This is a genomic window from Nocardia sp. XZ_19_231 (assembly GCF_015355705.1).
In the GTDB taxonomy this organism is placed as follows: Bacteria; Actinomycetota; Actinomycetes; order Mycobacteriales; family Mycobacteriaceae; genus Nocardia; species Nocardia salmonicida.
Genome location: NZ_JACUZI010000008.1, coordinates 136,161 through 149,365 on the forward strand (window position 1 = coordinate 136,161; position 13,205 = coordinate 149,365).

The 13,205-nt window shown below is 68.1% G+C and carries 13 protein-coding genes, 1 pseudogene and 1 riboswitch; of the genes and pseudogenes, 4 read left to right on the top strand and 10 right to left on the bottom strand.

Going from position 1 to position 13,205, the window contains the following annotated elements:
* Nucleotides 1–2: 2 nt before the first annotated feature.
* From IBJ82_RS28710 to IBJ82_RS28730, 5 genes and pseudogenes are all read right to left on the bottom strand, one after another.
* Nucleotides 3–1,622 (bottom strand): ABC transporter substrate-binding protein, encoded by a 1,620-nt coding sequence (locus tag IBJ82_RS28710; protein WP_194829101.1) that lies wholly within the window; start codon nucleotides 1,620–1,622, stop codon nucleotides 3–5.
* Nucleotides 1,619–1,987 (bottom strand): annotated as a pseudogene (locus IBJ82_RS28715) (LLM class flavin-dependent oxidoreductase); the annotation flags it as partial. The pseudogene IBJ82_RS28715 and the gene IBJ82_RS28710, both read right to left, overlap by 4 nt.
* The gene (locus IBJ82_RS28720) at nucleotides 1,963–2,925 is read right to left on the bottom strand and encodes an ABC transporter substrate-binding protein (protein WP_194829102.1); all 963 of its coding nucleotides are present in this window, start codon (nucleotides 2,923–2,925) and stop codon (nucleotides 1,963–1,965) included. The pseudogene IBJ82_RS28715 and the gene IBJ82_RS28720, both read right to left, overlap by 25 nt.
* A 32-nt stretch (nucleotides 2,926–2,957) precedes the next feature.
* Nucleotides 2,958–3,719 (bottom strand): amino acid ABC transporter ATP-binding protein, encoded by a 762-nt coding sequence (locus IBJ82_RS28725; RefSeq protein WP_194829103.1) that lies wholly within the window; start codon nucleotides 3,717–3,719, stop codon nucleotides 2,958–2,960.
* Nucleotides 3,716–4,723, bottom strand: a complete 1,008-nt coding sequence (locus tag IBJ82_RS28730) for an amino acid ABC transporter permease (RefSeq protein ID WP_194829104.1) — start codon at nucleotides 4,721–4,723, stop codon at nucleotides 3,716–3,718. The genes IBJ82_RS28725 and IBJ82_RS28730 overlap by 4 nt, the downstream gene beginning before the upstream one ends.
* Before the next feature lie 158 nt (nucleotides 4,724–4,881).
* A riboswitch (SAM riboswitch) is annotated at nucleotides 4,882–4,975 on the bottom strand.
* 370 nt (nucleotides 4,976–5,345) lie between these two features.
* Between IBJ82_RS28730 and IBJ82_RS28735 the strand changes: the two genes are divergently transcribed.
* Nucleotides 5,346–6,059 carry a hypothetical protein gene (locus IBJ82_RS28735; RefSeq protein WP_228537854.1) on the top strand — a complete coding sequence of 238 codons (714 nt, stop codon included), beginning with the start codon at nucleotides 5,346–5,348 and terminating at the stop codon, nucleotides 6,057–6,059.
* Nucleotides 6,060–6,091: 32 nt separating this feature from the next.
* On the opposite strand, the gene IBJ82_RS28740 is transcribed toward IBJ82_RS28735, so the two are convergent.
* From IBJ82_RS28740 to IBJ82_RS28760, 5 genes are all read right to left on the bottom strand, one after another.
* A complete protein-coding gene (locus IBJ82_RS28740; RefSeq protein ID WP_194829106.1) occupies nucleotides 6,092–7,264 on the bottom strand; it encodes a glycosyltransferase family A protein in 1,173 nt (390 codons plus the stop codon).
* A 1-nt stretch (nucleotide 7,265) separates the two neighbouring features.
* Entirely contained in the window at nucleotides 7,266–8,021 is a 756-nt protein-coding gene (locus IBJ82_RS28745; RefSeq protein WP_194829176.1) for a DUF3153 domain-containing protein, read from the bottom strand.
* 129 nt (nucleotides 8,022–8,150) lie between these two features.
* Entirely contained in the window at nucleotides 8,151–9,020 is an 870-nt protein-coding gene (locus IBJ82_RS28750; protein ID WP_194829107.1) for a carotenoid biosynthesis protein, read from the bottom strand.
* Nucleotides 9,017–10,582 (bottom strand): NAD(P)/FAD-dependent oxidoreductase, encoded by a 1,566-nt coding sequence (locus IBJ82_RS28755; protein ID WP_194829108.1) that lies wholly within the window; start codon nucleotides 10,580–10,582, stop codon nucleotides 9,017–9,019. Before IBJ82_RS28755 ends, IBJ82_RS28750 begins: the two co-directional genes overlap by 4 nt.
* Nucleotides 10,579–11,205, bottom strand: a complete 627-nt coding sequence (locus tag IBJ82_RS28760) for an N-acetyltransferase (RefSeq protein ID WP_194829109.1) — start codon at nucleotides 11,203–11,205, stop codon at nucleotides 10,579–10,581. Before IBJ82_RS28760 ends, IBJ82_RS28755 begins: the two co-directional genes overlap by 4 nt.
* Nucleotides 11,206–11,322: 117 nt before the next feature.
* On the opposite strand from IBJ82_RS28760, the gene IBJ82_RS28765 reads away from it, so the two are divergent.
* The 3 genes from IBJ82_RS28765 (at nucleotide 11,323) to mraZ (ending at nucleotide 13,158) form a co-directional block, all read left to right on the top strand.
* Nucleotides 11,323–11,772 carry an SAV_6107 family HEPN domain-containing protein gene (locus IBJ82_RS28765; RefSeq protein WP_194829110.1) on the top strand — a complete coding sequence of 150 codons (450 nt, stop codon included), beginning with the start codon at nucleotides 11,323–11,325 and terminating at the stop codon, nucleotides 11,770–11,772.
* A 125-nt stretch (nucleotides 11,773–11,897) separates the two neighbouring features.
* Nucleotides 11,898–12,326: a DUF3040 domain-containing protein gene (locus tag IBJ82_RS28770; RefSeq protein WP_194829111.1), complete on the top strand. Its 429-nt coding sequence runs from the start codon at nucleotides 11,898–11,900 to the stop codon at nucleotides 12,324–12,326.
* Nucleotides 12,327–12,726: 400 nt separating this feature from the next.
* On the top strand, nucleotides 12,727–13,158 hold the full coding sequence (gene mraZ, locus IBJ82_RS28775; RefSeq protein ID WP_056816815.1) for a division/cell wall cluster transcriptional repressor MraZ: 432 nt from the start codon (nucleotides 12,727–12,729) through the stop codon (nucleotides 13,156–13,158).
* Nucleotides 13,159–13,205 lie beyond the last annotated feature (47 nt).

The following is a 13,205-nucleotide window of genomic DNA, read 5'->3' on the forward strand; positions in this document are numbered from 1 at the left end:
GATCAGTGCCCGCTCAGCCAGGTGTCGAAGAACTGCAGCCGCGCCGAGGCTTCGAACTTCAGGTCCTGGGTGTGCCCGGCCGCGCCGATCGCCTGCGACAGTTCGATCGTGGGGAGGTACAGGCCGTTGTCGAGCACCAGCTTCTGCACGGTCGCGAGCAGTTCCTTGCGAGCCGCGGGGTCGTTGGTGGCCAGCTGCTTGTCCAGGGCCTCGTCCAGAGCCGGAATCGGGCCGCGCACACTGAGATTGCGACCGGTCAGCGAGAACGAGGTACGCAGAATGTCACCATCGGCGCGAGTGGAGTTGCCGTAGAAGGAGTCGTAGTCCTTGGAGTTCATCTTCGCGGTGCTCTCCGGTCCGGAGACCAGGTCGAGCTTCAGATCTACCCCGACTTGGCGCAGCTGCTGCTGAGCCAGTTCCAGAATCGCCTGGTTGCCCGCGAACACCTGGCTGAAGGTCACCGAGAAGCTCAGGCGCTCACCGTTCTTGGCGCGGATACCGTCGCCGCCGGGCAACCAGCCCGCCTGGTCGAGGGCAGCCTTGGCCTTGGTCGGGTCGTAGGCGAGCCGGGCCGACTGATCCAGGTAGGCAGGGGTGGCCGAGGCCAGGCTGCCGGTCGCGTACTTGAACTGCGGGCCCAATACGGTGTCGACGAGCTGCTTGCGATCCAGGGTGGTCAGCAGAGCCTGACGTACGGCCTGGTCACGCAGCGGACCGCGAGTCACATTGAGCTGGAAGCCGAACGGGGTTCCCGGGTTGGAGGTGGACAGCACCCGCCCACCTGCGGCCTCGATCTGCGGCGCGTCCTGCGGCAGCGCGTCACTGATGGCATCGAGCTGACCCGAAGACAGGCTGCCGGTTCGCACACCTGATTCCGGGACCACGGTGAACTCGATCTTGTCCAGGTACGCCTCGCCCTGGTGCCCGAAAACGGCCGAGCCCCAGTTGTAGCCGGCACGCTTGGCCAGCGTGGCCGAGGAATCCTGCTTCCAACTGGTGTAGGTGAACGGTCCGCTGCCGATGTTGTCGCCCGCGCACCGCGCCTCGGCGGGCTTGGCGTTGGTGGACTGGGCGAGGATGCCCAGCTGGGGGGTCGAGGTGGCCTGCAGGAACTGTGCGTTCGGCTGGCTGAATTCGACACGGGCGGTGAGCTTGTCGACGGCAGTGGTGCCGACATAGTTGGTGAGATAGCTGACGCCGAGCGCGGCTTTCGCCCCGCCGAGCTTGATTGTCGAGTCGAAGGTATCGCGCACCGAGTCCGCGGTCAGCGGAGTGCCGTCGCTGAAGGTCACGCCGTCGGCGAGCTTGAAGGTGAACACTTTCGCGTCCGGGCTGACCTCCCAGCTCTTGGCCAACCAGGGGGTGATCGCGCCGGTCTTCGGGTCCTGATCGGTGAGCGAGTCAACGATCTGGCGGGCGACATAGATGGTCTGATTACTCGCCGACTGAGCCGGATCCGAGCAGGTCGGGGCCTGCGAGAGGCCGTAGCGCAGCGTGCCGCCGGGCTGCGGTGGTCCGGCCTGAACCCCCGAGCCGCCGGAGTCGCTGCCACACGCGACCACCGTGGTGACGGCGGCCAGTGCGCCGGCGAGGGCGACGATGCGATGACGGGGACGGATCACGAGGTAACTCCAGAGAATTCACGGCCGGTGGCCAGCGGACGGCTGGGGATGCGGCGGCGCAGTTCGGGCGCCACCTCGGCCTGGAACAGACTGTCCAGGTATTGGTTTTCGGTGCGGCCGTCACGTTCGGCGGACAGGTGGATAACCTCGTGCCCGAACTGCTCGTGAAAGCGGCCGACCTTGTCGATCACCTGCTCCGGGCTGCCGACCAGCGCGTCGGCCGGGTCGTGACCGTGATGCGCCCACCGCTCGCGGTAGTGGCGGATCAGCTCGGCGTACGGGTCGATCGGGTTGGTGACGTTCGCCGAGAACACCGGGTCTCCCCACTTCTCCGAGGACCTCATGCGGCGGGCTTCTTCGGCAGACCGGGCGGATTGATCCGCGACTCGGTGACCTTCTCCGAATCCAGGCCCCAGCGATCGAGGACCTTCTGGTAGCTGCCGTCGGCGATGGCGTGTGCCAGTGCCTCGTGCACCGCGGCGATGAGCCCGTTGTCCTTCTTGGTGAGCACCGCGATCTCGCCCTGCAGCGCCTCACCCGCGCCGGAGAAGGTGGCGATGAGCTTGGTCTCGCCGGCGGTCGTCGAGTGATAGACGCCGGAGGGGTTCGGGCCGATGTAGCCGTCGATCCGCTTGGAGGACAACGCCAGGTAGTAGTCGGTGTTCTGCTGGTAGTAGGCGATGTCGATCGGTGCCAGGCCGTCGGCGACGTTCTGCTCGTTCCACTTCACCAGCAGCTGTTCCTGATTGGTGCCCGCGCCGACGCCGATCCGCTTGCCCGCCAAGCTCTTGCGGTCGGTGTAGACCAGCGAGCTGTCCTTGTGCACCTCTAGGGCGACGTTGTCCTTGCGGTAGGTCGCGAAGTCGTACTTCTCCTTGCGCTCCTCGGTGACGGTCACGTTCGAGATGAACGCGTCCACCTCGCCGGAATCGACGCGCACGAAGTTCTGCGACCAATCCGCCACCTGCGTGACCAGTTTCAGACCGAGGATGTCGGCGACCAGGGTGGCGAAGTCGACTTCGGATCCGACCACGGTCTTGTCGTCGGTGGCATAGAACCGCAGCGGCGGCGCGGCACCGGAGGCGCCGGTCACCACCAGGGTGCCCCGGTCGCGAATCGCCTGCGGCACCTTGGCCGCGATCGTGTCGACCTCGGCCACGTGCAGGCGACCTTCCTGACCTGGGGACAGATCGAAGGTGACATTGCCTGCCTCGACCGTGTTCGCGGTTTCGGGATCGGCGGTGCAGCCGGTCGTCAGCAGGGTGGCTGCCGCGACGATGCCGATCAGTGTGGAGAGCTTCATCAGTGTCGAAACCTGTTCGTGGGAGGGGATGATCAGCGCACGCGCGACAGGAATGCCTGCGTGCGTGGATGTGTCGGTTGGTCGAGAACGGTGGCCGCCGGGCCCTGTTCGACGATCTGTCCTTCGTCGAGGAACACCACGGTGTCGGCGACCTCACGGGCGAAACCGATTTCATGGGTGACGATCACCAGGGCGGTGCCGCTGTGCGCGAGATCGCGGATCACCGCGAGGACCTCGCCCACCAGCTCCGGGTCGAGTGCGGAGGTGGGCTCGTCGAACAGGATCAGTCGTGGTTTCAAGGCGAGCGCCCGCGCGATGGCCACGCGCTGCTGCTGGCCGCCGGAGAGCCGCCGGGGGTAGGCGTCGACGAAATCGGCCAGGCCCACCCGATCCAAGAGCTGTTTCGCCTCGGCGACCACCTCGCCGCGCGGGCGGCGCTGCGCCGAGATCGGGGCGAGCACAACATTGTCGAGCACGGTGAGATGCGGGAACAGGTTGAACTGCTGGAACACGAAGCCGATATGGCTGCGCTGGGCGCGCACCGCGTGGTCGGGTAGCGAACGCAGGATGTTGCCACGTTGCCGGTAACCGATCAGCTCACCGTCGACGTGCACCGTGCCCGCGTCCTGCGCTTCCAGATGATTGAGCACCCGCAGCAGCGTGGACTTGCCGGAGCCGGACGGCCCGATCACCGCGACCACCTCGCCGGTACGCACCGCCAGATCCACGCCACGCAGGACCTCGGTGCCGTTGTAGGACTTGCGGATTCCGCGCGCCAGCACCGCTGCGGTCATCGGGTTGCTCCTCGGGGTGCGGCCGCACCGGCGGCGATCTCGGTGACCTTGGCGCGGACCCGCTGCCACGGTGTCGGCGGCACCTCACGGTGTGCGCCCTTGGCGTAGTGGCGTTCGATGTAGTACTGGACGATCGACAGCGCCGTGGTGAGCACGATGTACCAGACGGTCGCCACCATGAGCAGCGGCACCACTCGGCCGTTGCGCCCGAAGATCACCTGCACCTGGTAGAACAGCTCCGCGATCGCCATCACCGACACGATCGAGGTGCCCTTGAACAGGCTGATCACCTCGTTGGCCGCGTTCGGCAGGATCGAGCGCATCGCCTGCGGCAACACGATCGTGCGGAACTGCCGCCAGCGCGGAATGCCCAGCGCGGCGGCAGCTTCGAGCTGACCGTCGTCCACGGCGAGCAGACCCGCCCGGATCAGTTCGGCCGAGTACGCCGCCTGATGCAGGGCGAGGCCGATCACCGCCGCGGTGAAACCGCTGATGACGCCGTTGACTTCGAAATCGAAGAAGGCCGGACCAAACGGAATGCCCACGGACAGGCGGGGATACAGGTAGGCGATGTTGAACCAGAACAGCAGCTGCACGATCAACGGGATCGAACGGAACGCCCAGATGTAAGTCCACGCGATCACCCGCAGTACGGGATTGTTCGACACCCGCCCGATCGCCAGCAGCGTGCCGAGCACGAAACCGAGAACGGTGCCCCACAGGGTCAGCTCGATGGTCACCCGGAGCGCGGCCATCACCGACTTCGCGGTGAAGTACTGGGCGAAAGTGCCCCAGTCCCAGCCCGGATTGGTGATCAGACCGTGCGCGAACTGGGCTACCACCAGCAGCGCGACCGCCCCGACGACCCAACGCCACGGGTGCCACGAGCTGACGATCCGGGGAAGGTCCTCGGGCGCCTTGTCGGCGGATTCCGGCTCAGTGGGGGGAGCGTCGCCGGGCGGTAAGGGCGCGGTCTCGGCGCCGGATACGGCAGACGCGGTCATGGGAGTCCTTCGGAAAACAGTGGAACGAGGCACGGTGACCTCCACCCGGCCAGCGACGGGTTCGCGATCTGGCGGCGCTCAGACCCGACACGCCGTCGCTGTCACCCGGCACTGGTCGATATGTCGGCGGCGGTAGCCCACGTTCAGCACGAAAATCTCCTCCATCGATCCCGGCAGAAGCACCCACACCCCGAAACGGGCGGGTTGCTGCGACGTCATCGAGCCAGGTCTCTCGGTCGCTCTGGATGGTTGCGCCCCGGGTTCGTGGCCCGAGTCGAATCAGCATGTGGCATAGGCACGACTGCGCACAACGGTAGAAATCATCGTGAGCGCAGAGCTTGGAGGCGGCCGTAGACGCAGTCATAATTGCCCAGGTTCGGTGTGGTCGGTGACCCGCGGCGGCCCTGATCGCGGGGTCGAGACGATCGGTCGTCCAGGCGGCTGGCGTGGGAGCGCTGCGCGGTGGCCGCCGGATCGGGTGGCGGGTTGCGGGCGGACACCGGGCTGCGGTCGCTGCGAGATTGCGACGCGCCGAACGGCGGGTTACTTCACCTGCCCTGATTCACTCATCGCACGCGGTAGCGTCGGGCTCCTCTGCGTCGATGAGGAGTACGTCGTGATCATGCCGCGTCGTTCCACCACACTGACCTCGCTGGTGGCCTGCGCCGCCGCGTTGCTGCTGGCCGGGCCGTCGGCCGCGGGCGAACCGGCCGCGCCGGTGACGCCTGTTGTCACCAGGGACGCACCGAACACCACGCCCGCGGCGGGGCCGGGTGATCTGCTCGGCGCCTACCAAACCGTCGTCGAGACGCTGAAAGCCATGGGCATCCAGCCGTTTCTCTACCCCACGGTCGCCGCGAACTGCACCGGTGACGGCGCGGGCCTTGTCCCGGCAGTCGCTGGCGCGGTCCCCGGCCCGTGGCCGACGAACACCCTCCCGATACCCGGGCTCGATCTCTCGGCCGTGAAATCCGGCCAGACGCTGTTCACCTTCCTGCCCTACGGGCTCGCTCCCGACACCGCCGCCACGAAGACCTCCGGTATGCAGGTGGCCTGGCTCAATATCAGCACCGGTCGGGGCGGGATGGCCTCGATGGGTCCGATCGCCGACATCGTGCGCGCGATGGTGCCGCCCGAGGTTCCCGTCGAGTTGCGTCCTCTCGCCGAGACCGCCATTCGTGACTTCCTCTTCGCCGCTGTCCCGGTCGGCGGTGTTCGTGCTGTGCCCGTCGATACCGGGCGGGGCACTGTGCTGGCCGCTGTCTTCGGGACCACCGATAATGCGGGCCGGTCCTGTTTCTTCTTTCCGACCGTCGGGATCACCGAAGTGGAGTGAGCGCACTGGCCGACGGTGGGGTTCGAAGGGCCTCAGGCGTGTTGGGCGATCGGGTTGTCGGGAGTGACCAGAGGGCGCTGTTTCCAGCGCAGGCGGCCGGTGCGGTGGCGATGGTGGGAGCGGGTCCACAGGGTGAGGTAGTGGGCCACCGAGAGTGGGTGGGCAACGGCCGAGGCTACGTCGGAACCTGTAGGCACTCGCCGGGTTTCGATGGTGCGGGCGGTGAGTCGGCTCGTGACGGCGGCCAGGTAGCCGAACAGACCTGCTCGACGGGTTCGGCCGCGGCCGAAGATCGCTGCCAGTGGGGGGATCCAATAGGCGAGGGCGGCAAGGACGGCGATGGCTGCGCCGGTGTCGAGACGGCCGCCGTAGGCCGACCACAGCCACCGGGTGTAGCCGTCGGTGAGCTCGGTCGGGCCGGTATACATTCGGGTCCTGGCGGCCGGGCCCGCGGTCACCAGCGCGGTGCGGTGGCCTGCGCGACGCACGGCACGGGCGAGGTCGAGATCCTCGGTGGCGCTGGCTGCTACGGCCGCGTGACCGCCGCCCGCGCGGTAGGCCTCGGCGTCGACGGCGAGGAACTGCCCGCACGCGACGGCGGTGGACGGCCGCAGACTGTGATTGGCCGGGCCGACCGGCAGGGTCGACGCCCACGACCACGCGAGCAACGGCTGGACCAAGCGCTCGGTGGTCGAACCTGCTTCCTGTATCGGCCAGGCCGACACCAAACCCGCACAGCGCCTGCGTAATTCGGTCACCGCCGCCGCGACGGCGTGGGGAGCGAGGCGAACGTCGGCGTCGACGAAGACCAGGGCTGCGGCGTCGGTGCGGGCGGCAAGGCGCGCGCAGGCGGCGGCTTTGCCGGTCCAGCCAGGGGCGGGGTGGGCGGCGGAGCGCAGGACGGTGAAGCGTTCGTCTCCGGCGATCGCGGCCAGTGCGGCTTCGTAGGTGTCGTCGGTGGACGCGTCGTCGAGGATCAGCACGTTCATGCGAGGGACGCCGGTTTGGGCGCGAAGGTCGGCGATCAGCGCGGGCAGGCGGGCGGCTTCGTCACGGGCGGGGACGCACACCGTGACCGGTTCGATCACGCCCGCGACCCCACGTGGCAGGGTGCGCAGAGTGACCAGGTTGTAGGCGGCGGTGGTCGCGCCGAGCGCGGCCAGGCCCGTGCCCGCCCAGGTCAGGTAGCGGGCCGCCGCGCCCACGTCAACGGCCCAGTCTGCGACTGGAGATCTCGCGCCACATCTCGGAGGGGGAGAAGCCGCCGCGCGGCGCGTTCGGCGGGCCGGGGTTGCGATCACGGAACGCCAGTCCCGCGATGAGCGCGGCCACCGCGAGGGTGATGCCGCCGACGATGCCCGCCCAGCCCGCGAACGAACGGGTGTTGGGATCGGCGTACTTCACCTCGGCGCGCATGGTCGACACCTCGCCCGCGGGCAGCTTCCACGACACGGTGTTCTCGCTGTCGGTGGTCTCGCGGGTGCCGTTGGTCTTGGCGACGCGGGCCGGGAACGCTACGGAGAACTGCACATCCGAGCCGTGCGGGGGGACCGATTCCAGATCGACCCGCCCGGTGAGACTCACCAGATCGCCACTGCGCTGGAAGTCGAGGGTGAACATGCCCTGTGTCTGATCCGAGAGTCCGCCGAGCTGGCCGACCTCGCCGAAGGACAGATCGTCGAAGAACACCTGGGTGCCGACGTACCCGTCCTGGTTGTAGTTCTCCACCCGCACCTTCGCCGCCAACGACTCCGGCGCCTTCAGTTGGGGTCCTTTGTCTTCGGGCCCTGTCGGCACCACCGCGGCGACGATCCGCCCCGACACGCGGTCGTTCGACGACACCCCCATCGACACCTGCACCCGCAGGCACCCGGCCAGCGCGGGCACGAGCAATGCCAGCAGGACGGCAACGGCCGCCACGCGCCGCGCGGGCACGGAACGACGCGGCGAAGGAGCGGGCATCTCGGCGACGGGACTCGGCTGCACGGTTGACATCGTGCCAGGCTCAGGCCCCAGAGCCCACACGACGGGCCCACCGCGCACCGCTCACCCGTGCCGATCAGGCATTTTCGCCCAGAATCGGGGTGTGTCTCAGCGGGGTCGGCCGGTCGAAACGCGCGTTGCTCGGTGCCGCGCACGCCGAAACAAAGGGAATCCGAGCAAGCCGAGACCGGCGAAACCCCAGATCGCCGACGCCGGGAGGCCGAGGAATACCGCGTGCGCGAGGGCCGAGCCGAGCCAGGTCCACCCGAACACCGCGACCGGGACCGCCACCGAGGAGTCGTGCGGGGGCGCGAGTCGCTGATCGAGCACGGTGAGCAGCACCGCCATGATCACGGCGACGAGCGCCCAGCCCAGATAGTTCGTCAACGGGATCTCGGGCAGACCGGGGAGGCCGGCGTCGGTGACCGCCCACGTCCACTGGCCGTCGGCGACCATCTGCGGATCGAGGAACAGATCCCAGCCGACCGCACCGAGGGCGAACAGTCCCACACGTCGGACGTTCGACCCGACCTGGGGCCCGTCGGACACCAGCATGCTCGCGACGATCCAGATCGGGTACAGCCCGCCGGTCCAAGCCAACGGCACCGCCAGCGGAACATCGGCGAACGCGGGCCCGAGCCGATCGACGGCATAGGCGTAGCTGCCGAAGGGGAACCCGGTCGCGGTGCCGACGATCTCCGCGATGAGCCCGAGCCCGGACACGATGGCGAAGAATCCGCAGGCCCACCGCAATCCGCGAGTCGTCGCCGCGTGCGACAAGGCCGTCGCGGCCGACAGGGCCACCACGACGACGGTGATCCGATCGCGTGCCACACCCGCACTCAAGGGATAGGTGATCTGCACGAGCACCAAAGCCAGCGCGATGACAGCGGGAATCGCACGGCGGGGATCGACCCAGCGAGTTCGCGGCGGTGTGCACCCGAACGGACTCAGGCGATACGAAGAGGACGCTTTCATCGCTTGTGCGGCAGGGTGAAGCGGCGCTTACGGCGATCACCCAGAACCAATCGGGCCGCGCTGCGCCCGCTGGCTCCGGACACTCCGCCGCCGGGGTGGGTGGAGGCGCCGGTCAGGTACAGGCCGGGAGCGCCGGGGACGCGCTGGCCCGACAACTCCGGCAGCGGGCGCCACATCATCATCTGATCGAGCGACATCTCCACGTGCATGACATTGCCACCGCGCAGACCCATCTCCCGCTCGAGGTCGACCGGCGTCTGCGTGAATCGTCGACGCACCGAGGAGGTGAAACCCGGGGCGTACCGTTCGACCTCGGCGACGATCCGATCGGCCTCGTGCTCGGCGTGTGCTGCCCAGTCGCCGCCATCGGCGAGCTCATAGGGATGCCATTGCGCCCACAGCGATAGCTGATGTTCGCCCGCGGGGGCGATGGACGGGTCGATCGCGCTGAAACTCATCCCCAGCACCACCGGCCGTGGCGGCAGTGAACCGGCCAGAGCGGCGCCGTGGGCCAGTCGAAGCTGTCGGCGGTCCGAGACGAGAAACTGCAGACCACGGGCGGATTCGGCAGGCGAGGCCCCAGGGTATTCGGGTAGCCGATCGGTGGCCAGCCGCACCACCATGCCGATGCCGGGGCCCACTCGGATGCGGCGCTGCCAATCATCGAGGACAGCGGCGTCGAAATCGCCCGCGCGCAACAGGTCGAGCGTCGCCAGGATGTGGGAGCCCGCGATCACCGTGTCGGCCCGCAGAGTCCGGCCCGACTCGGTCGCCACCAGCCAACCGCCGCCGGCTCGGCGCAGCGAGGTGACGGCGTCACCGGTGTGCAGCTCGCCACCGTCGGCACGAAGGCGCGCGATCAACGCCGCACTGAGCGCCCCACTGCCGCCCACCGCGCGTCCGGGCGGCAAGGTATGCATGAGCGCGGCGAACCCGGCCATCGACGCCGTCCCCGGTTCCGACATCGGCGGACCCGACTGGGCGCCGAACCACGCGAGTGAGGCCTTGAGGCGTTCGTCGTCGAACCAGAAGTCCAGCAGCGCGTCACCGGTCTGCAAGAACTCCCGCGACAACGCAGATCCACCGGCCCGCGCGTCCAGCCCCCAGAACGAGCGAAGAAGCCTGCCCGGCGTCGGCGGCCCACCGAACGAGCGCATCACCCGCGCGCTGCGCTCGCCCCACACTCCGACGAACCGACGATATGCGTCAGCGTCCTTGACACCGCAGGCCGCCGCGATCGACGCGCACGTCGCGTCGAGATCACGATGGAACACGATCGGTGCGCGCGCACCGTCGGACGGTGTGAACCCCCATGGATCACAGTCGAGATAGCGCAACCCGAACCGCTCGAGCTCGAGCTCCTCGATGATCCCGGTGTGCCGGATCATGATGTGCGCCGACGATCCGCGATCGACGAGATGCCCCGGGAACCGCTCCACCGTCGACACCGCGCCACCGGGCACCTCGTCGCGCTCGAGCACCTGTACCCGCTGCCCGGCTCGCGCCAGATAACAGGCCGCGACCAGTGCGTTGTGGCCCGAACCGACCACTACTGTCGTCACGGGCGCGCGGGAGGCATCGGCAGCCTGCGCCCGAGGATGGCGAACGGACGGGTATCGCCCGCGAACACGAAATTGCGGATCACATCGGTGAATCCGGCCCGCCGGTACAGCTTCCAGGCGCGGTTCGCCTCCTCCGGGACTTCCGGCGTCGACAGCAGCACGGCCGCCTCGGCGCGGTCGGCCAGCAATCGCTCGAGCAGCCGCGCACCGATGCCACGCCCCTGCGCGGCCGGGTGGACGTGCAGTTCGGTGAGTTCGAAATAGTCGGCGAGCAGGTCGCGGGCGGCGGCGTCGGGCCACCCGCAGCGCCGCATCCCGGTCTGCACCTGCTGATGCCACCACTGCCGCGGTGCGCCGCTGTAGCCGTAGGCGATGGCCAGAATCGGCGCCGTGCGCAGGTCGACGCCGCCCGAATCGTCGGGCAGCACCGCGGCCACCGCCCGCCAGCCCGCCCTTGTGGTGTGTTCGGTCCACATCGGGGCGCGATGGTGTTCGGTGCCGCGGGGGTAATCCATGGCGGCGACATAGACCGACAGGGCGTCGTGCAGGCGTGCGCGCAGGGCGGCGACGCTGAGGTCGACGACGACGGGTGCGGGGGTGTGATTCGGCTTGACGGCTGTCATGGCTCTCGTCGATGGCGCGCGGACGCGGAAAGTTGTCGGTGGGTGTCCCTATATTCAATCTCAATTCAAACGTTCGAATGTTAGTTCGATCAGTGCGAGGGGCGAAAGGGGCAGCAGATGGCTGGTCACAACGATGGTCGAGCACACGCGGGCCACGATGGGCGGGCCGGCGGACTACTACGCCAGGCCGATGCTCTGCTCACCGATTCCGCGTGGGAGCACGAACCGGGGGAGCGGTTCCGCACCGCGTACCTGGCCGCGCTGCGTGGTGCGGGCTCGATGATCGCGCTCACCGGCGCCGACCGGGCGCCGCGAGCGCGTTCACGCAGCGCCTGGGTGTTACTGAGACGCACAAGCCCAGAATTCGTGATGTGGGCCGACTACTTCGAGGCGCACTCGCAATTACGGGCCGCGTTGGAGGCCGGATTGGACCGCGCGATCACCGACACACAAGCCGACGAGTTCTGCTCACGGGTGGGCGCATTCCTCTACGACGTCGACGATGCGCTGGTAGCCGCGGCTAAGAGCCTCCCGCAGCCGAGTCGTGGCCGCGACATGACCGCTTAGTTATGACCGAGTAGGTGGTACGCCGCCGATCGAACTCGTATCATGGGGAGCAGATAGCCGCCAAGGTCGGCTACCCGTCGCCTACCCGGAGGCGACCAGCCACGCCTAGTGCCGGGGGAGGTACCGTGCCACTCTCCGAGCACGAGCAGCGCATGCTCGAACAGATCGAGAGCGCTCTCTATGCTGAGGATCCGAAGTTCGCTTCGTCCGTTCGTGGCGGACGTCTTCGCTCCACGTCGAGTCGACGCAGACTCCAAGCTGCGGCGTTGTTCGCCGTCGGCCTTTTTCTGCTCGTCGCCGGCATCGCCGCCCCGTTCAAACCGGGCGGTTTCCCGATCATCAGTCTCGTCGGATTCATCGCCATGTTCGGCGCTGGTGTCCTGCTGATGGTCGGCAATTCGCGTCGCGCCGCCCGACCGGACGCGACCGAGTCCCCCGCGGCGGGCAGCGGCCCGACGACGGGACCCGCTGCCCGAGGTGGTCGCCAGCGCAAGTCCGGCGGCTTCTCCGAGCGAATGGAAGACCGATTCCGGCGACGGTTCGAGCAGGAATAGCTCAGACCTAGCCGACTACGAAGGCGGCGCCACACCCACCACCGGGTGTGGCGCCGCCTTCGTGCGTCCGTGGGCCCCGCGCTGACAGCGCACGGTCAGGGCGGTCCCCCCACCTTCCCCACCGTTCCCCACACTTCCCCCACCCGGGCATCCGGCCCACGTCGCACCTGCGATGTTTGCTGAACGTTGTCGGAACCGCAGGTGGCCGACCCGCGCGGGTTGCCCGAACACCGGATAACCGCGAATCTCAGTGATAGCTGGGATGACCTGCGGAATTGTGTTGGCGGGGAGCAGGATCACTCAGGGTTTCGATTGAAAGTGGGGGAAAGTGGGGTAATGTGGGTCGCGCACTACAGGAGAGGCCGTACGGCGAGGTGAATCCAGTAGGGAGGTGGCCGAGATGTTCCTCGGTACCTACACCCCCCGATTGGACGACAAAGGGCGGCTGACGTTGCCTGCGAAGTTTCGAGACGATCTGGCGGGAGGGTTGATGGTCACGAAAGGCCAAGACCACAGCCTGGCCGTGTATCCCAAAGACGAGTTCACCGCGCTCGCGCGGCGAGCCGCGTCGGCGTCCCGAAGCAACCCGCAGGCAAGGGCTTTCGTTCGAGCGTTGGCGGCAGGCACCGATGAGCAACGTCCTGACGCACAGGGCCGGATCACGCTGTCGCCGGACCATCGGCGCTACGCGAACCTCTCGCGGGATTGCGTGGTGATCGGTTCGGTCGACTTCCTCGAGATATGGGATAAGCAGGCGTGGGAGACCTACCTCGAAGAACACGAGGAGGACTACGCGCAAGCCGGAGACGAGTCGCTGGGCGGAATCTTCTGACCCGGAGCACGCGAGTGCTGCGAGGCCTCTGCCCGGGCGTGGACCCT

What these genes read in the sequence shown, in the direction of transcription:
- IBJ82_RS28720 (WP_194829102.1), bottom strand. Translation starts at nt 2,925, where the DNA reads ATGAAGCTCTCCACACTGATCGGCATCGTCGCGGCAGCCACCCTGCTG.
- IBJ82_RS28725 (WP_194829103.1), bottom strand. Translation starts at nt 3,719, where the DNA reads ATGACCGCAGCGGTGCTGGCGCGCGGAATCCGCAAGTCCTACAACGGC.
- IBJ82_RS28730 (WP_194829104.1), bottom strand. Translation starts at nt 4,723, where the DNA reads ATGACCGCGTCTGCCGTATCCGGCGCCGAGACCGCGCCCTTACCGCCC.
- IBJ82_RS28735 (WP_228537854.1), top strand. Translation starts at nt 5,346, where the DNA reads ATGCCGCGTCGTTCCACCACACTGACCTCGCTGGTGGCCTGCGCCGCC.
- IBJ82_RS28745 (WP_194829176.1), bottom strand. Translation starts at nt 8,021, where the DNA reads ATGCCCGCTCCTTCGCCGCGTCGTTCCGTGCCCGCGCGGCGCGTGGCG.
- IBJ82_RS28750 (WP_194829107.1), bottom strand. Translation starts at nt 9,020, where the DNA reads ATGAAAGCGTCCTCTTCGTATCGCCTGAGTCCGTTCGGGTGCACACCG.
- IBJ82_RS28760 (WP_194829109.1), bottom strand. Translation starts at nt 11,205, where the DNA reads ATGACAGCCGTCAAGCCGAATCACACCCCCGCACCCGTCGTCGTCGAC.
- IBJ82_RS28765 (WP_194829110.1), top strand. Translation starts at nt 11,323, where the DNA reads ATGGCTGGTCACAACGATGGTCGAGCACACGCGGGCCACGATGGGCGG.
- mraZ (WP_056816815.1), top strand. Translation starts at nt 12,727, where the DNA reads ATGTTCCTCGGTACCTACACCCCCCGATTGGACGACAAAGGGCGGCTG.